Origin of the sequence: Agromyces atrinae (assembly GCF_013407835.1) — a bacterium.
In the GTDB taxonomy this organism is placed as follows: domain Bacteria; phylum Actinomycetota; class Actinomycetes; order Actinomycetales; family Microbacteriaceae; genus Agromyces; species Agromyces atrinae.
The window spans coordinates 1,288,962-1,310,010 of record NZ_JACCBI010000001.1 but is presented as its reverse complement, the minus strand read 5'-3'; the positions used below and the strand labels follow the sequence as shown (position 1 = coordinate 1,310,010).

The window sequence follows — 21,049 nt, the reverse complement described above, 5'->3', positions numbered from 1 at the left end:
AAGCGACATCGACATGTTGATCTTCCTCATGAAACGCATCGCCGCAGGCGTCGTTCTGATCTTCGCGGTGGCGACGCTCACGTTCTTCCTCATGAGCGTCGGCGGCACCGATCCGGCACGGAACATCCTCGGCGAGGGCGCGACCGAGGCCCAGGTGGCGGCGAAGTCCGCCGAACTCGGCCTCGACCAGCCCCTGCTCGTCCGCTATGGCGAGTGGCTCTCGCACGCGGTGCAGGGCGACTTCGGTCGTTCGTGGTTCACGAACGAACCGGTCATCGACTCCCTCGCCAACAAGTTCCCCGTCTCGCTGTCGATCGTCGTGACCGCGATCATCCTCACCGCGATCGTGAGCGCCGTCCTCGGCGTCACGGCGGCCGTGCGTCGCGGCTGGGTCGACCGCTTCGTGCAGTTCTTCGCGATCTTCGGATTCGCACTCCCGAACTTCTGGGTGGCACTCGTGCTCGTGAGCGTCTTCGCCGTGAGCCTCCGCCTCCTCCCGGCGACCGGCTACACCCCGATCGCGACCGATCCCGCCGCGTGGGCGCTCGGGCTCGTGCTCCCGGTGCTCGCCCTCGTCACCGGCACCATCGCCTCGACGGCGCAGCAGGTGCGCGGTGCGACGATCGACGTGCTGCGGCAGGACTACGTGCGCACGCTCCGCAGTCGCGGCGTCTCGAAGAGCTCGCTGCTCTTCCGTCACGTGCTCCGGAACGCCGCGCCGCCGGCACTCACCGTGCTCTCGCTGCAGTTCGTCGGACTGCTCGGCGGCGCGATCATCATCGAGAAGATCTTCGCCCTCCCCGGCATCGGCTCGCTCGCGGTGAGCTCCACGATCCAGGGCGACCTGCCGCCGATCCTCGGCCTCGTCGTCGGAATGGTCGTGCTCGTCGTGCTCGTCAACCTCCTCATCGACCTCGCCACCGGCTGGCTCAACCCGAAGGCGCGTCTGTCATGACCGAATCGCTCTCAGCCCCCGTCACCATCGATCCGACATCCGTGCCCGCGAAGGGCCGCGACGCGCTCTGGCGGCGTGTGCTCAAGAACCCGATGGCGCTCGGAGCGCTCATCGTGCTCGGCCTCGTCATCCTCTCGGCGATCATCGGGCCGCTCCTCAGCCCCTGGGACCCGAATCGCGCCGACGTCGAGGCCGTGCTCGCGCCGCCCTTCGGCGAGCACCTGCTCGGCGCCGACGGCTCGGGTCGCGACGTGCTCGCGCGCCTCCTCTACGGCGGCCGCACGAGCCTCGTCGGTGCGGCCATCGCCCTCGTCGTGGCACTCGCCATCGGCATCCCCACGGGTCTCGTCGCCGGGTACTACCAGGGCTGGTTCGACACGGTCTCGAACTGGTTCGCCAACCTGCTCATGGCGATGCCCGGCCTCATCGTGCTGCTCGCGGCCATCTCGGTCATGGGCCCCGGCATCATGTCGCTCATGGCGATCTTCGGCGTGCTGCTCTCGCCCGGCGTCTACCGGCTCACCCGCTCGGGAGTGCTCTCCGTGCGGAACGAGCTCTACATCGACGCCGCCCGCGTCTCGGGCCTCACCGACGCGCGCATCCTCGCTCGTCACGTACTCGGCGTCGTGCGTGCCCCCCTCGTCATCCAGGGCTCGATGATGGCGGGAATCGCGATCGTCCTGCAGGCCGGCCTCGAGTTCCTCGGCGTCGGCGACTCGCGCACCGCGAGCTGGGGCCAGATGCTGAACGACGCGTTCATCAACATCTACGTGTCGCCACTCGCCTTCCTCTGGCCCGGACTCATCATCGGCGTCACCGTCGGTTCGCTCGCCGTCTTCGGTGCGGCGCTCCGCGACGTGGTGCAGGGCTCAGAGGCGAAGCCGCGGCGCCGGTCGCGATCGGCGAGTGCTCCGGCGAGCGAGTCGACGACGGCGATCACGGTCGCCGACGACCCGCTCACGGATGCCGTCGCGACGGCCTCATCCGACAGCCTCCTCGTCGTCGACGGGCTGCGTGTCGGGTACCCGCTGCCGGGAGGCGGCGAGAAGATCGTCGTCGACGGCGTGAGCCTCCACGTCGAGCGCGGCGAAGTGCTCGGACTCGTCGGGGAGTCGGGCTCGGGCAAGTCGCAGACGGCCTTCTCGATCCTCGGTCTCCTGCCCGAGGGTGGCGAGGTCGTCGGCGGTCGCATCACCTTCGCGGGCGAGACGCTCGCGGGCGCCGACGGCGGCGGGCGCGACCGAGCACGGCGCATCCGCACGATCGAGAAGCTCCGCGGCAGCCGCATCGGCTACATCCCGCAGGAACCGATGTCGAACCTCGACCCGACGTTCACGCTCGGCTTCCAGCTCGTCGAGCCCATGCGCCGCATCCTCGGCCTCAGCAAGGCCGACGCCAAGAAGCGCGCGCTCGCACTGCTCGATCGGGTCGGCATCGTCGACCCGGCGCGCACGTTCGACGCCTACCCGCACGAGGTCTCGGGCGGCATGGCGCAGCGCGTGCTCATCGCGGGCGCCGTCGCGTGCGATCCCGAACTACTCATCGCCGACGAGCCGACCACGGCGCTCGACGTCACGGTGCAGGCCGAGGTGCTCGACCTGTTGCGCTCGCTGCAGCAGGAACGGCGGATGGGCGTCATCCTCGTCACCCACAACTTCGGTGTCGTCGCCGACATCTGCGACCGCGTCGCCGTCATGCAGACGGGTCGCATCGTCGAGCAGAACACGGCGGAGCGTCTCTTCGACGCCCCGCGGCACCCCTACACGCAGGCCCTGCTCGGGGCGACGCTCGAAGACGCCGAACCGCGCAGCGGGCTCGTCGCTCGACACGACGCACCGGCGACCTCCGAAAGGACCGAGGCATGAGCACGAACACCGCACCCCTCCTCGATGCGACGGACGTCGTCGTCGAGTACCCGATGAAGGGATGGCGGACGCCGCCGTTCCGCGCCCTGAAAGGCGTCTCAGCCCGCATCGAGGCCGGGCGTACCCTCGGTCTCGTGGGCGAATCCGGTTCGGGAAAGACGACGCTCGGCCGTGCCGTGCTCGGCCTCGCTCCGGTCACGGGCGGGAGCATCCGCTTCCGCGGGCAGGAGATCGCGCACCTGCCGCGCGCGGAGCGCCGGGCGCTCTCGAGCGAGATCCAGGTCGTGTTCCAGGACCCGTACACGTCGCTCAACCCCGCGATGACGGTCGGCGACATCCTCTCCGAACCCCTCGAGGTCGCCGGAGTCGCGCGTGTCGCGGCGCGCGACCGCATCCGCGAGCTGCTCGACCAGGTGAATCTGCCCGGAGACTCGATCGATCGCCTTCCGCGCGAGTTCTCCGGCGGTCAGCGCCAACGCGTCGCGATCGCCCGCGCGCTCGCCCTCGACCCGGCCCTCATCGTCTGCGACGAGCCCGTCTCGGCGCTCGACCTGTCGACGCAGGCCCGCGTGCTCGACCTCTTCATCGAGATCCAGGAGCGCACGGGGGTCGCGTACCTCTTCGTGTCGCACGACCTCAGCGTCATCCGTCATATCTCGCACGACGTCGCGGTCATGTACCGCGGCGAGATCGTCGAGACGGGCGACGCCGAGCGCGTCACGAGTTCGCCCTCGCACCCGTACACGCAGCGGCTCATGATGGCGGCGCCTGTCGCGCACCCGCGTCGTCAGGCCCTCCGCCGCGCCGAACGGCGCGAACTGCTCGACGCGCAGGCCGCCGCCGACGTCCTCGAGGTCGCTTCGTGATCGTCGACACCCCGAACGGCAGGATCGCCGGCACGACGACGCTCACGAAGCGCGCCGACGTGCAGTGCTACCTGGGGATCCCGTTCGCGCAGGGCCCCGATGGCGACTTCCGCTTCCGCCCGCCGGTCGCCCCTGAACCGTGGGAGGGTACGCTCGACGCGCGTTCGTCGGGCCCGGCGGCTCCGCAGAACCCCGATCCTCTCCTCGCGCAGAGCGGGTTCCGGCAGGCGCACTGGAGCGAGCACGGCTCGCTCACGGTCAACGTCTGGACCCCGCGCGCCGACGAACGACGGCGCCCCGTGCTGGTCTGGTTCCACGGCGGTGCGTACGTCTCCGGCTCGAACTCGTCGGGCTACAACAACGGTGCCGAGCTCGCCGCGACGTTCGAGGTCGTCGTCGTGTCGATCAACTACCGGCTCGGAGCGTTCGGCTTCCTGAACCTCGCGCACGTGCTCGGCGAGGGCTACGAGGACTCCGGCAACGTCGGCGTGCTCGACATGATCGCCGCGCTCCGCTGGGTCGCCGGGAACATCGAGTACTTCGGGGGCGACCCCGACCGCGTCACCGTCTTCGGCGAGTCCGCGGGCGCGGCGGCCGTCGGAACCCTGCTCGGCACCCCCGCGACCGAGGGGCTCTTCTCGCGGGCGATCATGCAGAGCGGAACCGCCGAGCGTGCGCGCTCTCAAGCCGAATCGGAAGAGATCACCGAGCGGTTCCTGCACGTCGCAGGGCTCGAGCCGGAACGCGCGGGCGAACTGACGACATGGAGCGCTCGGAAGCTGCTCGGGGCGCAGAAACGATTCGCGGACGAGTTCGCCGCGGGCGTCATCGGGCTCCCGCTCCCGTTCCAACCGACGATCGACGGGCGCACCCTGCACGAGCTCCCGCTCGACGCCGTGAGGCGCGGCGTGAACAGCGCCGTCGACCTGCTCATCGGCACGAACCTCAACGAGGCCTCGTTCTTCACCGAGTTCGCGCCCGACACGGTCGAACCCGCGCGATCGCACGCCGATCGACTGCTCGCCGCGGTCCGCGAGGATCAACTGGGAGAACCCGAGACCGTGGTCGCGGAGTACCGCGAGTCGGTGGCGCACGAGCTCGGCTCCGCACCGACGGATGCCGCGGTGCTGGAGTCGTACCTGTCGGACCGTCTCTATCGGCAGCCGTCGAACCGCCTGCTCGACGCCCGTCGGTCGAGTGCGGGCTCGAATCACGCGTACCTCTTCACGTGGAAGAGCCCCATGATGGAGGGCCGCCTCGGAGCGTGCCATGCCCTCGACGTGCCGTTCGTCTTCAGACAGCTCCACCGTCTCGAAGCCGTGACCCTCGTCGGCGACGAGCCGCCGCACGAGCTCTCCGACTGGATGAGCGCCGCGTGGATCTCGTTCGCCGACACCGGGAGGCCGAACTCCGCCGGGTTGCCGGTCTGGCCTGTGTACGACGCCGAGGAGCGACGCACCATGCGGCTCGACGTCGACCCCGAGGTGCTGAGCGACCCGCGCGGCGGTCTCCGCCGGTTCTGGGCGGAACGCGCGCGTGTGGAGTCGGCCCATGTCTGAGCGTTCGGGCGGACCGCTCGACGGCGTCCTCGTCATCGACCTCTCGCGCGCACTCGCAGGGCCGCACGCCGGCATGATGCTCGGCGACCTCGGCGCGCGCGTCATCAAGGTCGAGTCGCCGGTCACCGGTGACGACACGCGCTCGTGGGGGCCGCCCTTCGTCGGCCCCGAGGGAGACCCGCAGGCGACGTACTTCCTCTCGTGCAACCGCAACAAGGAGTCGATCGCCCTCGACCTGAAGAGCGCCGACGGCCGCGCCGTGCTCGACGGACTGCTCGATCGGGCCGACGTCGTCGTCGAGAACTTCCGCACGGGCGTCATGGACCGGCTCGGCTATTCGACGACCGCCCTGCTCGAGCGCAACCCTCGACTCGTCGTGCTCTCGATCACGGGCTTCGGGCACGACGGCCCCGAGGGCGGCCGTGCGGGCTACGACCAGATCGCTCAGGGCGAGGCCGGGCTCATGTCGCTCACGGGCTCGGGCCCGGACGACGTCCAGCGCGTCGGGGTGCCGATCGCCGACCTGCTCTCGGGCATGTACGGCGCCTCGGGCGTGCTCGCCGCGCTCCTCGAGCGCGAGCGCACCGGTCGGGGACAGGTCGTCCGCACCTCCCTCCTCGCTGCGACGATCGGTGTGCACGCCTTCCAGGGCACACGGCAGACGGTCGCGGGCGAGGTTCCGCAGGCGCAGGGCAACCACCACCCGTCGATCGCGCCCTACGGCCTCTTCCGTACGCGAGACGGCGCCGTGCAGATCAGCGTCGCGAACGATTCGCTGTGGCGCCGGTTCTGCGCCGCGTTCGGCCTCGACCCCGACGCCGAGGGGCTCGCGACGAACGCCGAGCGGGTCTCGAACCGTGAACGCACGATCGCGGTCGTCGAGGCGGCGTTCGCCGAGCGCTCGTCGGCCGATCTCCTCGTCGACCTCACGGCGAGCGGCATCCCGGCGGGTCGCGTGCGCACCCTCGACGAGGTGTACGCGTGGGATCAGGTCGCGTCGCAGAAGCTCCTCATCGACGTGAAGCACCCCGTGCTCGGCGACATCCGTCTGCCCGGCATGCCCCTGCGGTTCTTCGACGTCGACGATGCAGGGGAGTATGAGACGACCCGCACGACGCATCTCTCGCCGCCGCTCCTCGACGGCGATGGTGCGGCGATCCGCTCGTGGCTCGGAGAGAAGGCAGCATGACGGCACCGAGGATCTCGGCTCGCGAACTCATCGAGCTCCTCGCCGATCCGGGCACGTTCCGCTCGTGGGACTCGACCCCTCGGGATGTCGCGACGGATGCCGCCTATGCAGCCGATCTCGCGGCCGCCCGCGCGTCGAGCGGTGTCGACGAATCCGTCATCACGGGAGAGGGCACCATCCGGGGCCGTCGTGTCGCGCTCGTCGCGTGCGAGTTCCGCTTCCTCGCCGGGTCGATCGGTCTCGCTGCCGCGAACCGCCTCGTCGCGGCGATCGAGCGCGCGACCCTCGAGGGCCTCCCGCTCCTCGCCGGTCCGGCGTCGGGCGGCACCCGCATGCAGGAGGGAACGCGCGCGTTCGTCTCGATGATCGCGATCGCCGCGGCCGTCGCCCGGCACAAGGCAGCCGGCCTTCCCTATCTCGTCTACCTCCGTCATCCGACGACCGGGGGAGTGCTCGCCTCGTGGGGCTCGCTCGGCCACGTCACGGTCGCCGAACCCGGCGCCCTCATCGGCTTCCTCGGCCCGCGCGTCTACGAGGCGCTCTACGACGAACCGTTCCCCTCCGGAGTGCAGACGGCCGAGAACCTCTTCCGCCACGGACTCATCGACGGGGTGCTCGCCCCGCGCGACCTGCCCGGTGTCGTCGAGCGCGTGCTCAACGTGCTCGGCGCACGCGACGCCGCGATCGATCCGAGCCCGCCGGAGTGGTGGACGGGCGACGCCGGCCCCGTGTGGCCGTCGATCGAACGCTCGCGGCGGGCATCCCGCCCCGGCATCCGCACGCTCCTGAAGCATGCGGCGACCGACGTCCTTCCCCTCAACGGCACCGGACAGGGCGAGAAGGACCCCGGTCTCGTGCTCGCCCTCGCCCGCTTCGGCGGTGCGGCGTGCGTCGTGATGGGTCAGGACCGCCAGGTGCAGCGGCGACAAGCGCCGCTCGGCCCCGCGGCCCTCCGCGAGGCCCGGCGCGGCATGCGGCTCTCGAACGAACTCGGTCTGCCGCTCGTGAGCATCATCGACACCCCGGGCGCCGCGCTCTCGCGCGAGGCCGAAGAGGGTGGGCTCGCGGGCGAGATCGCGCGTTCGCTCGCGCAGCTCGTCATGCATCGCGGCGTCACCCTCTCGGTCCTCCTCGGCGAGGGGACCGGCGGGGGAGCGCTCGCGCTCCTGCCCGCCGACCGGACGATCGCCGCGCGCCACGCGTGGCTCTCGCCGCTCCCGCCCGAGGGGGCGAGCGCGATCGTGCACCGCGACACGGCCCACGCCGCCGAGATGGCCGAGTCGCAGGGCGTCGGCGCCGCCGATCTGCTGCGCGACGGCATCGTCGACGCGATCGTTCCCGAGCACGACGACGCCGCCGACGAACCGCTCGCGTTCTCACTACGCATGGGCCGGGCCATCGAGCACACGATCGGGGCGCTCCGCACGCAGAACCCGGATGCGCGCCTCGATGCCCGGCTGCAGCGCTACCGGCGCCTCGGGCGCTGACGTACGCCCCGCCGCCCGGTATGCGCGACAATGGTGGGCGGAACGAACAGCAGGGGAGAGCATGCCCAGAACCATCGGCGTCATCGGTGCAGGTCAACTCGCGAGGATGATGATCCCCGCGGCCGTCGAACTCGGCCTCGAGATCCGCGTCCTCGCCGAGGGCGAGGGGATGTCGGCGGCGCTCGCCGCGGTGCAGGTCGGCGACTATCGCGACCGTGAGACCGTGCTAGCGTTCGCCGAGACCGTCGACGTCATCACGTTCGACCACGAGCACGTGCCGCAGGAGATCCTCCGCGAACTCGTCGACCGCGGTGTTCCCGTGCACCCGGGCCCCGACGCCCTGCTCTACGCGCAGGACAAGCTGCTCATGCGCGAGAAGCTCTCCGAGCTCGGCCTCCCCGTGCCCGACTGGGCGCGCGTCGAATCGATCGAGCAGCTCGACGACTTCATCGCCGAGCACGGCGGCCGTGCCGTCGTGAAGACCCCGCGCGGCGGATACGACGGCAAGGGAGTCCGTGTCGTCGCCCACGGCCGCGAGGTCGCGGAGTGGTTCACGGCGCTCGCCGAAGACGGTCGTGGCGGTGCGCTCCTCGTCGAGGAGCTCGTCGAGTTCCGTCGTGAACTGGCGCAGCTCGTCGCCCGTCGCCCGAGCGGCGACATCGCCGCGTGGCCCGTCGTCGAGACCGTGCAGGTCGGCGGTGTCTGCAGCGAGGTCATCGCTCCCGCGCCGCACTCCGCGGGAAAGCTCGCCGATGTCGCGGCCGACATCGCCCTGACGATCGCCGACGGCCTCGGAGTGACGGGCGTCCTCGCCGTCGAGCTCTTCGAGACGACCGACGACCGCCTGCTCGTCAACGAACTCGCCATGCGACCGCACAACAGCGGCCACTGGTCGATGGACGGCGCGACCACCGGTCAGTTCGAGCAGCACCTGCGTGCCGTGCTCGACCTTCCGCTCGGCGCCACGGGCTCGCGCGACGACTGGTCCGTCATGGTCAACATCCTCGGCGGGCCGGCCGAGGGCGCACTCGCCGACCGCTACGACGCTGCGTTCGCGGCGCACCCGACGGTCAAGGTCCACAACTACGGCAAGGACCCGCGTCCCGGCCGGAAGGTCGGCCACGTGACGGCCGGCGGCGACGACCTCGACGATGTCGTCTACGAGGCGCGCGCGACCGCGGCCATCTTCCAGGACTGATGCGGCGCGCCCCGTCGGTGCGCTCGCACTCCTCGACCCGCGGCGACCGCTGCGGCCTTTTCCCAGCACGGACTCTTAGGATCATCGGGTGGCAGTGAACAGCGGGACGCCCCTCGTCGGCGTCGTCATGGGCAGCGACTCCGACTGGCGCATCATGTCGGACGCCTCGACCCTCCTCAACGAATTCGGCATCGACCACGAGGTCGAGGTCGTCTCGGCGCACCGGACGCCCGAGAAGATGATCGCGTACGGCCGTGAGGCCGCGGCCCGCGGCATCCGGGTGATCGTCGCCGGTGCCGGCGGTGCCGCGCACCTCCCCGGAATGCTCGCCGCGGTCACGACGCTGCCCGTCATCGGTGTGCCCGTGCCGCTCGCGAAGCTCGACGGTCTCGACTCGCTGCTCTCCATCGTGCAGATGCCCGCCGGCGTGCCCGTCGCGACCGTCTCGATCGGCGGCGCCACGAACGCCGGTCTCCTCGCCGTCAAGATCCTCGCCACGAGCGACGACGACCTCACCGCCCGCCTCGCGGCCTATGCCGAGAACCTCGCCGTCGTCGTCGAGGAGAAGAACGCCCGCCTCCACTCGACCCTATGAGCCTCGCCGCCAGCCCGATCCGCTTCCCCGACACCTCGTCGCGTCCCGTCATGACGAGGCGAGCGTGGTGGCTCGTCGTCCTCAACGTGCTCATCCCGGGTTCCGTGCAGGTGCTCGCGGGCGACCGCAAGCTCGGCCGATTCGGTCTCGGTGCCACCCTCGTGCTGTGGGCCCTCGTCGTCGTCGCGATCGTCGTCTCGATCCTCTGGCCCACGGTTCTCTACACGCTCGCGAGCACGACGATCACCCTGTGGCTCGCGGCCCTCGTGCTGCTCTTCTACGCGGTGCTCTGGGTCGTGCTGACGCTCGACACGCTCCGGCTCATCCGGCTCGTCAAGACGGCGCCGAAAGCGCGCGGCTGGCTCGCCGTGCTCTCGATCGGCGTCGTCGGCCTGCTCGCGGGCGGATCGGTGTGGGGGTCCTACCTCGCGATCACGACGAGCGGATTCCTCTCGAGCGTCTTCGTCGCCGGTCCGAGCGAGCCTCCCGTCGACGGCAAGTACAACATCCTCCTGCTCGGCGGTGACGCGGGGCCCGACCGCGAGGGCATGCGTCCCGACAGCATGTCGGTCGTGTCGATCGACGCCGAGACGGGCCAGGCCGTCATGATCGGTCTGCCGCGCGACCTCGAAGACGTGCCGTTCCCCGCCGACTCGCCGCTCGCCGCCGTCTACCCCGAGGGCTACGGCGCGATCGACGGATGCGAGGTCGACGTGTGCCTCCTCAACTCGATCTACACCGAGGTCGAGCTGAAGAGCCCCGAGATGTACCCGAACGCCGTCGCCGAGGGCTCCGAGCCCGGCATCGAGGGCATGCGCGATGCCGCCGAGGGCATCACGGGCCTCACCATCCAGTACTACGTGCTCATCGACATGTACGGCTTCGAGTCGCTCATCGACGCGCTCGGCGGCGTCGACATCAACGTCGAGACACGCATCCCGATCGGCGGCGACGAGAACAACGACGGCGTCGACGGCTGGATCGAGCCCGGCCAGCAGCACCTCACCGGGTACTACGCGCTCTGGTACGGTCGTGCGCGGTACGGAGTCGCCGGCGGCGACTACGAGCGCATGGCTCGCCAGCGCATCCTGCAGGAGGCGGTGCTCCGGCAGTTCACCCCCGCGAACGTCCTCACGAAGTTCCAGGACGTCGCGAACGCGGGAGCCGACGTGGTGAAGACCGACGTGCCCCAGGGCATGCTCGGCTACTTCGTCAACCTCGCACTGAAGACCAAGGAGCTTCCCATCACGAACGTCGAACTCGTTCCCGCCAACGGCGTCGATCCCATGGATCCCGACTGGGACTACATCCGATCGCTCATCGAGCCCGCGGTGTACCCGCCGACGCCCGAACCGACCGAGGGCGAAGGATGACGGACCTCGACCTGACCGGATTCCAGACGCCGGGCCGCGGCCGCGGCATCCTCGATGTCTTCCGGTGGCACTACCTGCTGCGCCTGCTCGTGCGGAAGGGCATCTCGACGCGGTACCGCAACTCGGTGCTCGGCTGGACCTGGTCGTACGTGAAGCCCGCGGCGCAGTTCCTCGTCTACTACCTGGTGATGGGCATCATCCTCCAGATCCACCGCAACGTCGAGAACTTCCCCGTGTACCTCTTCGCGGGCGTCGTCGTCGTCAACCTCTTCAACGAGGCCTTCGGCAACGCGACGAACTCGATCGTCGACAACCGCGCGCTCGTCAAGAAGATCTACCTGCCGCGCGAGCTCTTCCCCATCTCGGCGATCATCGTGGCCTTCGTGCACTTCCTGCCGCAGGTCGCGATCCTGCTCGTCGTCTGCATCCTCATCGGCTGGGTGCCGAGCTTCGCCGCGCTCGGCGCCTTCCTGCTCGCCCTCGCTATCACGATGCTCGTCGCCCTCGGCGTCGGGCTGTTCTTCGGTGCGATCAACGTGCGCTTCCGCGATGCGGCGAGCTTCGTCGAGATCATCCGCATGCTCTCGACGTGGAGCGCCCCCGTGCTCTACACGTGGACGATGGTCGCAGCGGCCCTCCCGGGCTGGGCGCTCGAGATCTACTTCCTGAACCCGCTCGCTCCCGCCGTCGAGCTCTTCCACCTCGCGTTCTGGGAGCCCACGATCTCGGGGTCGGCCGAGCTTCCGCCCGACTTCATCCGCTACGTGCTGCAGTCCATCGTCGTCGCGCTCACCCTGGTCGTCATCGGCCAGGTCGTGTTCCGCCGCTTCGAGCGTCGATTCGCGCAGGACCTCTGATGGGAGCGAACGTGGTCGAAACACGGCCGAGCATCGTCGTCGACGACGTCCGGAAGGACTTCCTCCTCCGCCACACGCACTCGCTCAAAGAGACGTTCGTCGCGTGGGTGCAGCGCAAGAAGTCGGGCTCCTCGACGTTCCAGGCGCTCGACGGCGTCGAGTTCCACGTCGGCGAGGGCGAGTCCGTCGCCGTCCTCGGCCTCAACGGGTCGGGCAAGTCGACGCTCCTGAAGCTCATCTCGGGCGTGCTCGAACCCGACGCGGGCCGCGTGCTCACGCGCGGGCGACTCGCGGGTCTCATCGAGGTCGGCGCGGGCTTCCACCCCGATCTCTCGGGTCGCGAGAACGTCTACCTCAACGCCGCGATCCTCGGCATGAACCGGGCCGAGACCGAGGCGCGCTTCGACGAGATCGTCGCGTTCTCCGAGATCGGCGAGTTCATCGACCAGGAGGTCAAGCACTACTCCTCGGGCATGTTCCTGCGCCTGGCGTTCTCCGTCGCGATCCACGTCGAGCTCGACATCCTGCTCGTCGACGAGATCCTCTCGGTCGGCGATGCCCCGTTCCGCGAGAAGTGCAAGACGAAGATCCTCGAGCTCGCCGATCAGGGCAAGACGATGCTCGTCGTGAGTCACAACATGTCGATGATCAAGGAGATCTGCACGCGAGGCATCGTCCTGAAGAAGGGCAAGCTCATCTTCGACGGGCCGGTCGACGAGGCGATCGAGGCGATGAACAAGCGCTGAGGCTCGTGCCTCAGAGGTCGGCGTGCAACTGCCAGACCCGCCACGCCGTCTCGCGCCACGAGAACGCCCGCGCGCGATCTGCTCCGGCGACCCGCAACCGTTCGGTGAACTCGGCGTCGTCGACGACCGCGGAGAGCAGGGCGGCGAGCGAGTCGGCGTCGGCGAAGGCCGCACCCGCTTCGCCCGCGACCTCGAGGAGCGCCGCCGTGTCGGCGTGGAGCACCGGAACCTCGAGCGCGAAGGCCTCGATGAGCGCCGTTCCCGAGAGGTCGTCGCGGTCGGCGGCGATGAAGGCGCGGGCTCCGGCGAGGACGGCGGCGTGGTCGGCCGCATCGAGCGGGCCGGGATCGGTCGCACCGGATGTCTCGTCGCCGGCCTCATCGGCGGTGCGCTGCGGAGCATCGAGTGCGACGATCGCGACGCCTCGGAGCTCGGCTGCGTCGAGGGCCGTGCGCACGACGTCGACGGGGCCGGTCACCGCGACGTAGTCGGAGCGCAGACCGAGCCGTGCGCGGCGCTCGTCACCGTCATCCGTGACCGCGAGACCATCGCGCGGGGCGCTCGGGATCACGCGGATGCGACTGCCGACCCCCGCGAGGTCGTCGAGCTGTTCCGCGAGGGCGTGCGTCGGCACGACGAAGGCGTCGGCGTGCTTGCGGGCACGCTTGAGCGACGCGCGCTGCCAGGCGACGACCGTGGCGGGAAGGAGGTCGGTGCGGGTCCAGGCGAGGAGGTCGTGGACGGTGACGACGACCTGATCACCCGACGCCCGATCGTGCTTCCGGAACGGGGCGAAGAGACTCGGCGAGTGGATCATGCCGCCGCCCGGCGAGCTGCCGAGACCGAGCTGCCACGCGGCCATGACCTCGCGGCGGGGGAGCGTCGTGCGGTAGAGATCGGCGAGACCGGGGATGCGCTCCTCGACCGAGGCGATCTCTGCCGCCGTCGACGCCGCGACGATGCCGGCGACATCGCAGCCGTCGGGCGCGGTCGCGATGAGCGCGCGCGTGAGATCGGCCGTGTAGCGCGCGAGCGCGGGCGAATCGGGGGTGAGGACGGAGTCGACGACGACGCGCAGTGTGGTCATCCGCCGTCCTCCTGTCTGTCGCGCATCCTCCATTCTGTCACCGCCCGCTCCGCGTCGGAGTCGGTGCTTCGCGCGGTGACACGGCAAGATAGAGGGGTTCCCCGCCACCCCTGTGAAAGTACATGTCGAGCCAGAACCCCCTCCCTCGCGTCACCGCCGTCGTGGTCGCCTACAACCGACGCGACCTCCTCGGCGAGGTGCTCGACGCGCTCGCGGTGCAGACGGCGCCGGGTCTCGACGTCGTCGTCGTCGACAACGCGTCGTCCGACGACTCGGCGGACGTCGCGCGCGCCCACGGCGTGCGCCTCGTGTCGCTCTCGCGCAACACCGGTGGTGCGGGCGGTTTCGCGGCGGGCATGGCGGCGGCCCTCGACATGCCGGCGGATGACGCCCCCGAGTGGCTCTGGCTCATGGACGACGACACCGTGCCGACGCCCACCGCCCTCGAGAAGCTCCTCGCGGCCGTCGTCGACACGTCGTTCGTCGCCGCCGGGTCCCGCGTGATCTGGACCGACGGCTCCGAGCACCCCATGAACACGCCGCGCGAGAAGCCGTTCGTCTCGAAGGCCGAGCGCGTGGCCGCAGCCCGCCGCGGAGGCATGGCGGTGCGGAGCACGTCGTTCGTCTCGATGCTCGTGCGCACCGACGTCGTGCGCGAGGTCGGCCTGCCGATCGCCGACTACTTCATCTGGAACGACGACTTCGAGTACTCGACGCGCGTGCTCCGTGGCCGCCGCGGCCTGCACGTGCCCGCGAGCATCGTCGTGCACAAGACCAGGGCACTCGCCTCGACCGACGCCGACCCCGGGGAGCGCTTCTACAACGAGGTCCGCAACAAACTCTGGATGCTGCGACGCTCCGACTCCCTCTCACCCGCCGAGAAGGCGCTCTACGGAGCATCGACGCTGCGGCGTTGGGTACTCACGTTCGTGCGGTCGAGCGATCGCGCGGTCCTCCGCCGAGGGCTCCGTCGCGGCTACCGCGACGGCACGCGCACGAGGCCGCGCCCGAACTCGCTCTCGCTCGCCGGCCTCTCGGTCACCGATGCGGTGCGGGCCGTCGAGGGGGATCGTGGCTGAGTCGTTCTCCCTCCTCCTGCCCGTCTACCGTGCCGACGACGCCGCGCACTTCCTGAAGGCGTTCACGTCGAGCGTCGGCGAGCAGTCGCGGAGGCCCGACGAGGTCGTGCTCGTGCAGGACGGCCCCGTCGAGGCGGAGCTCGCCGATGCGCTGGCTTCCGTCGTCGCGTCGAGCCCCGTGCCCGTCGTCCACCACGTCATCGCCGAGAACATCGGTCTCGCACGCGCCCTGAGCATCGGCCTCGAACTCTGCAGCCACGACATCGTCGCGCGCATGGATGCCGACGACATCTCGCTGCCCTCCCGATTCGAGTTGCAGCTACCCCTCGTCGAGAGCGGCCTCGACCTCGTCGGCACGGGCATGTACGAGTTCCTCGACGAGGTCGGTTCGATCGTCGGCCGTCGCGTGCCGCGCACCGAGCAGCACGAGATCGTGAGCTACGCGCGCTTCCACGATCCGTTCAGTCACCCCACCGTCGTCTACCGGCGAAGCGCGGTGAAGCATGCCGGCGGCTACGAGCCGCTCGGACTGATGGAGGACTACTGGCTGTTCGCCCGCATGATCCATGCGGGTGCTCGTGTCGGCAACGTCGCCGACCCCCTCGTCATGTATCGCGTCGGGGCGGGCGCTTACGCTCGTCGCGGCGGGCGGGAGCAGTGGAAGAGCGAGCGCGCACTGCAGCGCGCCTTCCGCCGCATCGGCTTCACGACGAGGCGTCAGTACGTGCGGAACATCGTCGTGCGCGGCGTCTACCGGTTCATCCCCGAGCCGATCCGCAAGGTCGCCTACCGCACGTTCATCGCGGGCGGTCGCGGGCTCGCACCGACCGAATCGCAGTGAGCCGAGCCGGTCGACGGCACTCTCTCGAGCCTGAAATCCATGATCGGGTGCGGAATTCGGCGTTCGCAGAATAGTCTGGTGGCAACACGGGGAGCTTGTGCAATGAAACGTTTGATCGCTGGAATCGCTTCCGGCTTGCTCGCGGTGACGTTGATGTCATCGCCCGCCTGGGCCGCTGAGCCCGAACCCACCGGGGGAGTGATCGAGTCCGGCGAGACCGCGACGCCGACTCCTGAACCCACGGAACTACCGGAACCGACCGAGGTTCCCGCGCCGACGGAGGAGCCGGTTCCGACCGAGCAGCCGACCGAGGCACCCGTTCCGAGCGAGGAGCCCGAACCGACGGAGGCTCCCGAGCCGACCGCGGTGCCGGAGCCGACGGAAGCGCCCGCGCCCGCCGAGGACGAGTACGACTTCCCGACGTATGTGCCGAGCGAGTCGTTCGCCGCGCTCAACGGATGGCTCGACTTCACGAAGCGCGCCGTCGCGTCGAACTTCCGCCCCGGCAACATCATCAGCGACTTCAACTTCTACAACGGCTCGGCGATGACCGAGGCCGAGATCCAGCGCTTCCTCGAGGTGCAGGGCGCATCGTGCAACGGCCCGCTGTGTCTCAAGAACCTGCGCGTCGACACGCCGACCCGCACGTGGAGCTTCGGCACGTGCAGTACCTACCAGGGTGCGGCGGGCGAGTCGGCCGCACGCATCATCTACAAGGTGCAGCGCGCGTGCAACCTGAGCGCCAAGGTCATCCTCGTCACGCTCCAGAAGGAGCAGACGCTCATCACGCGTTCGAGCGTGAGCGAGAGCGACCTGCGGAAGGCCATGGGCTACGGCTGCCCCGACACGTCGGTCTGCGACTCGACGTACTACGGGTTCTTCAACCAGATCTTCGCGGCCGGCCGCCAGCTGACCTGGTACAGCAACCCGGGCGGTTCCTTCACGTCGATCAAGATCGGCCAGTCGAACCCCATCCGGTTCAGCCCCGACGCGAGCTGCGGTTCGTCGAACGTCGTCGTGGAGAACCGCGCGACCGCGGCGCTCTACTACTACACGCCGTATCAGCCGAACGCGTCGGCTCTCGCGAACCTCTACGGAACCGGTGACCGCTGCGGCGCCTACGGCAACCGCAACTTCTGGGTCTTCTACACCGACTGGTTCGGCGACCCGCGACTCACGACGTTCCTGCCGATCGAGCGATTGTCGGGCGACTCGCGCTACGAGACCGCTGCGGCGATCTCGCGCGCGACGTACGGCGCCTCCGGTATCCCCGTCGTCTACATCGCCTCCGGCGGAGACTTCCCCGACGCGCTCTCGGCGGCACCCGCCGCCGTCAAGCAGGGCGGGCCGCTCCTCCTCGTGAACCCGGGCGGCACGCCGTCGGCCACGATCGCCGAGCTCGCTCGCCTGAAGCCCAAACGCATCGTCATCGTCGGAGGAACCGGTGCGGTGAGCGAGACCGTCGCGAACCAGGTCGCCTCCTACGCACCCGTCACCCGCATCGCCGGCGAGGACCGCTACGAGACGTCACGGAAGGTCGTCGAGTACGCCTTCCCGAGCGTCTCGAGCGCGTACATCGCGACGGGCGCCGACTTCCCCGACGCGCTCTCGGCGGGCGCCGCCGCCGGATCGAAGGGCGTTCCCGTCCTCCTCGTTCCGGGAACGGGCAACTCGCTCGACCCGCAGACGACGAAGGCGCTCACCGACCGCGGAATCCGCTCGGCGAAGATCGCCGGAGGCGCGGGTGTCGTGACGACCGGTGTCGAGCAGGCGCTCACGAACGCCGGCATCGGCACGGCCCGCCTCTCGGGAGCGGACCGTTACCTCACGAGCGTCGCGATCAACAAGGATGCGTTCGGCAACGTCGGCACCGCGTATGTCGCCACGGGCATGGACTACCCCGACGCGCTCGCGGGTGCCGCGGGCGCCGGCAAGTCGAAGGCGCCGCTCTACCTCAGCTGGCCGTCGTGCATGACGAGCCAGGTGCGCGGTGACATCACGAGCAGCAACGTGAAGACGCTGCGCCTCCTCGGAGGTTCCGCGGTCCTGAACGACCGCGTCGCCTTCACGACCGTGTGCTGAGCGGTCTCAGACGTCGCGCGAGTCGCGCCGCCGATCGGGTGATCGGCGGCGCGTTCGCCGTCTTGCCGGAGCGCTGGGCGGTCGCTGTCGCCCCTCGCCGCTTCGGGTTCACGAACACCGACGTGCCCGGCATGCCTCCCGTTCCCGCGGGTCGTGTCCGCCTGTACATCGCCCCGGTGAACTTCGCGGCGCAGGCTCACGCGTGGGCGCGCGCGGCGTCGCGCCTCGACGGCGTCGGCGCGGTGAACACGCAGTACTCCGGCCCCGACGGCTTCGCCTTCCCCGCCGATCTCGATGTGCCCGTCGCGGTCTTCGCGAACTCGACGCGGTGGCAGCGTCAGCACTTCGAACGGGTGTCGCGCGAGTTCACCCACGTGCTCGTCGAGGCCGAACGGCCGATCTTCGGGCCTCTCTTCGACACGGATGTCGCACGCGAGGTCGCCGCTCTCCGCGCGCGCGGCGTGAGCGTGGCCTTCGTCTCGCACGGCAGCGACCTCCGCCTGCCGAGCCGGCACCGCGACATCGACCGCTGGTCGCCCTTCCACGACGCCGATCCGCTCGTCGCCACCCTCGAGCAGCAGGCTGTGGCCCACCGCGCGATCCTCGCGAACGCCGATGCCCCGGTCTTCGTCTCGACGCCCGATCTGCTCGAGGACTGGCCCGCGGCGACGTGGCTCCCCGTCGTCGTCGATCCCGATCGCTGGGCGAGCGACGCCCCGGTGCTCGAGCGCGACGTGCCGGTCGTCATCCATGCCCCGACGAGTTCCTTCCTCAAGGGCTCCGACCTCGTCGAGCCCGCGCTCATCGACGAGACGGAGTCTGGCCGCATCGACTACCGGCGGGTCCCCCGCATGCCCTCGGCCGAGATGCCCGCGATCGTGCACGCCTCCGACATCCTCGTCGAGCAGTTCCGCATCGGGACGTACTCCGTCGCCGCGGTCGAGGCCCTGGCGGCGGGCCGACTCGTCGTCGCGCACGTGCACGAGCAGGTGCGTGATCACGTGCGGGCTGCCACCGGGCTCGAGGTGCCCGTCGTCGAGGCGACGCCCGGCACGCTCGTCGCCGTGCTGAACGACATCCGCGAGCGCCGCGAGCACTACCGGGCGATCGCCGAGAGCGGCCCCGCATTCGTCCGCGCCGTGCACGACGGGCGACGGTCGGCCGGCGTGCTCGCGCCGTTCCTCGGCGTCGCCGACGAAAGCGCGAACGGGTAGCGACCGAGTCTGCGGCTACGCTGGAGAGTCGTGGCACCGCGCGGCCCGGCGAGTGACGTCGACGTCGCGCACGAGCATCGGAAGAGGTACACGTGGGCGCGTCGTGGTTCGGGATGATCCCGGTCGTCCTCGTCGCGATCATCGTGATCGCGGGGCCCGGCCTCCTCCTACTCCGCCTCCTGGCCGCGCGCGGCTTCCTTCTCGTCGCCGCGGCTCCCGCCGTCTCCGTCGCGTTCTACGGCGGGTTCGCCGTCGTGCTCGGCGCACTCGGCATCGGCTGGTCGCTCGCGACCATCGGTGCGGCGCTCCTGGCCTCGGCACTCGTCTGCTTCGGGATCGGCCGCCTCGTCGTGCGGCGTGCCGCCCCCGCGGCTGCGGTCGCCGAACCCGGCGGGGGAGTGCGTACGGTGCTGCCCGCGTGGGCGCTCGCGTCCGCTCTCGTCGCGACTTCCGTCGTCATCGGGCTCGGTTCGCCCGACGCGCTCTCGCAGACGTTCGACAACGCGTTCCACCTGAACGGCATCCGCTTCATCCTCGACACCGGTGACGCATCGTCGTTCTCCCTCACGGGCGTCATCGGCGCGAGCGGCATCTATCCCGCCGCGTGGCACGACGTCGTATCGGTCGTCGTCCTCGCGACCGGTGCGAGCATCCCGGTGGCGACGAACGCGACGACGATCGTGCTCGCCGCGATCGTCTGGCCCGGCGCGGCCCTCCTCCTCGCGCGAGCGGTCGCCGGTCGCGGACGGGCGGCGACGTGGAGCGGCGCCGTGCTCGCCGCAGCACTGCCGTCGTTCCCGCTCCTGCCCCTCACCTTCGGTGTCCTCTACCCGTACTTCCTCGCGGCGCTCCTGCTCCCCGTCGCCCTCGCCGTCGGCCTCTCGCTGCTCGGCCGAGGAGACCCGTACGGCGCTCCGGCGATCACGCGCATCCTGCTCCTCGTCGCGGCGTTCGCGGCGATGGCGCTCGCTCAGCCGGCCCTCGCATTCGTCGCCGCGGCCTTCCTGCTCGTGCCGCTCCTCGGCCGCGGATTCGACCTCGCGCGCGACGGCTCGATCGGCCGACGCGTGCTGCTCGCCGTCGGTGCCGTGGTGCTCGTCGTCGGTTTCGCGGCCGCCTGGGTCGTCATCGGCCGATTCGGGTCGAGCGCCCCGTGGGGGCCGCGCGTCGGACCGCGTCGCGGCCTCGTCGAGCTCCTCCTGCAGACCCGCGAAGACCTGCCGCCGGCGATCATCGTCGCGGTCCTCGTCGTCGTCGGCCTCGTCGTGTGCTTCCGCCGTCCGCGGCGGATCTGGCTCGCCGTCGTGTGGCTGTTCGCCGCGGGGCTCTTCTTCGTCGCCGAGGCGATCTCGTCACCTCTCGCCCGCGACATCCTGCTCGGTCTCTTCTACAAGGACCCGCCGCGTCTCGCCGTCGTGTTCGCGATCGCGTCGTTGCCGGTCGCCGTGGTCGGCGCCGTCGCGCTGTGGAGCGGTGCGATCCGACTGCTCGACCGCGCCCGTCCGGCGGCCGACGCGGGCCGCGATCGCGTGCGTCTCGTCGCCGGGGCGCTCGCCCTCGTGCTCATCGCCGCCGCGAGCATCCTGCCCGTGCGTGCCGCGACGCTCGACCTGCGCACGGCCTTCGCCCTCACCGACGATGCGCCCATCATCTCGATCGACGAACGCGCGCTCCTCGAACGGGTGCGGGACTCGACGAACGGCGAGGGCGTCGTCGTCGGCAACCCGTGGACGGGAACGAGCCTCCTCTACGCGCTCGACGGGCAGAGGGTGCTGAACCCGCACTTCAACGTCGTGCGGGGCACAGCGGCGCAGACCGTGAACTCGGGTCTCGTCGACCTCGCCGACGACCCCATCGTGTGCGACGCCGTGCGCGACGTCGACGCGCGTTGGGTGCTCGACTTCGGCGAGCGGGTGCGCGACGTCTCCGGCATCCTCTGGCTCAACCCGACCGCCGGTTTCGAGGGCCTCTCGGGCTTCGCGGATGCCGAAGGGTTCACCGAGGTCGACCGCGAGGGCGACGCCGCGCTCTACGCGATCACCGGCTGCGACTGAGA

The 21,049-nt window shown here is 70.3% G+C and carries 17 protein-coding genes; 16 read left to right on the top strand and 1 reads right to left on the bottom strand.

Annotation, left to right across the window (positions count from 1 at the left end):
- Positions 1 to 13 precede the first annotated feature (13 nt).
- From BJ972_RS06290 to BJ972_RS06240, 11 genes are all read left to right on the top strand, one after another.
- Positions 14 to 955, top strand: a complete 942-nt coding sequence (locus BJ972_RS06290) for an ABC transporter permease (RefSeq protein ID WP_129172955.1) — start codon at positions 14 to 16, stop codon at positions 953 to 955.
- Positions 952 to 2,820, top strand: a complete 1,869-nt coding sequence (locus tag BJ972_RS06285) for a dipeptide/oligopeptide/nickel ABC transporter permease/ATP-binding protein (protein WP_129172954.1) — start codon at positions 952 to 954, stop codon at positions 2,818 to 2,820. The genes BJ972_RS06290 and BJ972_RS06285 overlap by 4 nt, the downstream gene beginning before the upstream one ends.
- Entirely contained in the window at positions 2,817 to 3,686 is an 870-nt protein-coding gene (locus BJ972_RS06280) for an ATP-binding cassette domain-containing protein (protein WP_129172953.1), read from the top strand. Before BJ972_RS06285 ends, BJ972_RS06280 begins: the two co-directional genes overlap by 4 nt.
- Complete coding sequence (locus BJ972_RS06275) at positions 3,683 to 5,245, top strand: carboxylesterase/lipase family protein (RefSeq protein WP_241830727.1); 1,563 nt, start codon at positions 3,683 to 3,685, stop codon at positions 5,243 to 5,245. The genes BJ972_RS06280 and BJ972_RS06275 overlap by 4 nt, the downstream gene beginning before the upstream one ends.
- A complete protein-coding gene (locus BJ972_RS06270; protein ID WP_129172952.1) occupies positions 5,238 to 6,434 on the top strand; it encodes a CaiB/BaiF CoA transferase family protein in 1,197 nt (398 codons plus the stop codon). Before BJ972_RS06275 ends, BJ972_RS06270 begins: the two co-directional genes overlap by 8 nt.
- Positions 6,431 to 7,921: a carboxyl transferase domain-containing protein gene (locus BJ972_RS06265; RefSeq protein ID WP_129172951.1), complete on the top strand. Its 1,491-nt coding sequence runs from the start codon at positions 6,431 to 6,433 to the stop codon at positions 7,919 to 7,921. The genes BJ972_RS06270 and BJ972_RS06265 overlap by 4 nt, the downstream gene beginning before the upstream one ends.
- A 61-nt stretch (positions 7,922 to 7,982) precedes the next feature.
- Positions 7,983 to 9,119, top strand: coding sequence for a 5-(carboxyamino)imidazole ribonucleotide synthase (locus tag BJ972_RS06260; RefSeq protein WP_129172950.1), 1,137 nt, complete (start codon positions 7,983 to 7,985; stop codon positions 9,117 to 9,119).
- A 127-nt stretch (positions 9,120 to 9,246) separates the two neighbouring features.
- Positions 9,247 to 9,714, top strand: coding sequence for a 5-(carboxyamino)imidazole ribonucleotide mutase (gene purE / locus BJ972_RS06255; RefSeq protein WP_179419970.1), 468 nt, complete (start codon positions 9,247 to 9,249; stop codon positions 9,712 to 9,714).
- A complete protein-coding gene (locus BJ972_RS06250; protein ID WP_129172949.1) occupies positions 9,711 to 11,087 on the top strand; it encodes an LCP family protein in 1,377 nt (458 codons plus the stop codon). Before purE ends, BJ972_RS06250 begins: the two co-directional genes overlap by 4 nt.
- Positions 11,084 to 11,944: an ABC transporter permease gene (locus BJ972_RS06245; RefSeq protein ID WP_129172948.1), complete on the top strand. Its 861-nt coding sequence runs from the start codon at positions 11,084 to 11,086 to the stop codon at positions 11,942 to 11,944. The genes BJ972_RS06250 and BJ972_RS06245 overlap by 4 nt, the downstream gene beginning before the upstream one ends.
- Complete coding sequence (locus tag BJ972_RS06240; protein ID WP_129172947.1) at positions 11,944 to 12,690, top strand: ABC transporter ATP-binding protein; 747 nt, start codon at positions 11,944 to 11,946, stop codon at positions 12,688 to 12,690. The genes BJ972_RS06245 and BJ972_RS06240 overlap by 1 nt, the downstream gene beginning before the upstream one ends.
- Positions 12,691 to 12,700: 10 nt before the next feature.
- Here the strand turns inward: BJ972_RS06240 and BJ972_RS06235 are convergent, their stop codons facing one another.
- A complete protein-coding gene (locus BJ972_RS06235; RefSeq protein ID WP_164989881.1) occupies positions 12,701 to 13,777 on the bottom strand; it encodes a glycosyltransferase in 1,077 nt (358 codons plus the stop codon).
- A 122-nt stretch (positions 13,778 to 13,899) separates the two neighbouring features.
- On the opposite strand from BJ972_RS06235, the gene BJ972_RS06230 reads away from it, so the two are divergent.
- The 5 genes from BJ972_RS06230 (at position 13,900) to BJ972_RS06210 (ending at position 21,047) form a co-directional block, all read left to right on the top strand.
- On the top strand, positions 13,900 to 14,856 hold the full coding sequence (locus BJ972_RS06230; protein WP_129172945.1) for a glycosyltransferase: 957 nt from the start codon (positions 13,900 to 13,902) through the stop codon (positions 14,854 to 14,856).
- Positions 14,849 to 15,697, top strand: a complete 849-nt coding sequence (locus tag BJ972_RS06225; protein WP_308790465.1) for a glycosyltransferase — start codon at positions 14,849 to 14,851, stop codon at positions 15,695 to 15,697. Before BJ972_RS06230 ends, BJ972_RS06225 begins: the two co-directional genes overlap by 8 nt.
- Before the next feature lie 153 nt (positions 15,698 to 15,850).
- Positions 15,851 to 17,779 (top strand): cell wall-binding repeat-containing protein, encoded by a 1,929-nt coding sequence (locus BJ972_RS06220; RefSeq protein WP_129172944.1) that lies wholly within the window; start codon positions 15,851 to 15,853, stop codon positions 17,777 to 17,779.
- A complete protein-coding gene (locus BJ972_RS06215) occupies positions 17,773 to 18,993 on the top strand; it encodes a glycosyltransferase (protein WP_129172943.1) in 1,221 nt (406 codons plus the stop codon). Before BJ972_RS06220 ends, BJ972_RS06215 begins: the two co-directional genes overlap by 7 nt.
- A 92-nt stretch (positions 18,994 to 19,085) precedes the next feature.
- Positions 19,086 to 21,047, top strand: a complete 1,962-nt coding sequence (locus BJ972_RS06210) for a DUF6541 family protein (protein ID WP_129172942.1) — start codon at positions 19,086 to 19,088, stop codon at positions 21,045 to 21,047.
- Positions 21,048 to 21,049 lie beyond the last annotated feature (2 nt).

Excerpts from the sequence above, each read along its gene's own strand:
- BJ972_RS06235 (WP_164989881.1), bottom strand. The coding sequence starts at position 13,777 with ATGACCACACTGCGCGTCGTCGTCGACTCCGTCCTCACCCCCGATTCG.
- BJ972_RS06250 (WP_129172949.1), top strand. The coding sequence starts at position 9,711 with ATGAGCCTCGCCGCCAGCCCGATCCGCTTCCCCGACACCTCGTCGCGT.
- purE (WP_179419970.1), top strand. The coding sequence starts at position 9,247 with ATGGGCAGCGACTCCGACTGGCGCATCATGTCGGACGCCTCGACCCTC.
- BJ972_RS06230 (WP_129172945.1), top strand. The coding sequence starts at position 13,900 with ATGTCGAGCCAGAACCCCCTCCCTCGCGTCACCGCCGTCGTGGTCGCC.
- BJ972_RS06285 (WP_129172954.1), top strand. The coding sequence starts at position 952 with ATGACCGAATCGCTCTCAGCCCCCGTCACCATCGATCCGACATCCGTG.
- BJ972_RS06240 (WP_129172947.1), top strand. The coding sequence starts at position 11,944 with ATGGGAGCGAACGTGGTCGAAACACGGCCGAGCATCGTCGTCGACGAC.
- BJ972_RS06245 (WP_129172948.1), top strand. The coding sequence starts at position 11,084 with ATGACGGACCTCGACCTGACCGGATTCCAGACGCCGGGCCGCGGCCGC.
- BJ972_RS06260 (WP_129172950.1), top strand. The coding sequence starts at position 7,983 with ATGCCCAGAACCATCGGCGTCATCGGTGCAGGTCAACTCGCGAGGATG.
- BJ972_RS06270 (WP_129172952.1), top strand. The coding sequence starts at position 5,238 with ATGTCTGAGCGTTCGGGCGGACCGCTCGACGGCGTCCTCGTCATCGAC.
- BJ972_RS06220 (WP_129172944.1), top strand. The coding sequence starts at position 15,851 with ATGTCATCGCCCGCCTGGGCCGCTGAGCCCGAACCCACCGGGGGAGTG.
- BJ972_RS06265 (WP_129172951.1), top strand. The coding sequence starts at position 6,431 with ATGACGGCACCGAGGATCTCGGCTCGCGAACTCATCGAGCTCCTCGCC.
- BJ972_RS06290 (WP_129172955.1), top strand. The coding sequence starts at position 14 with ATGTTGATCTTCCTCATGAAACGCATCGCCGCAGGCGTCGTTCTGATC.
- BJ972_RS06280 (WP_129172953.1), top strand. The coding sequence starts at position 2,817 with ATGAGCACGAACACCGCACCCCTCCTCGATGCGACGGACGTCGTCGTC.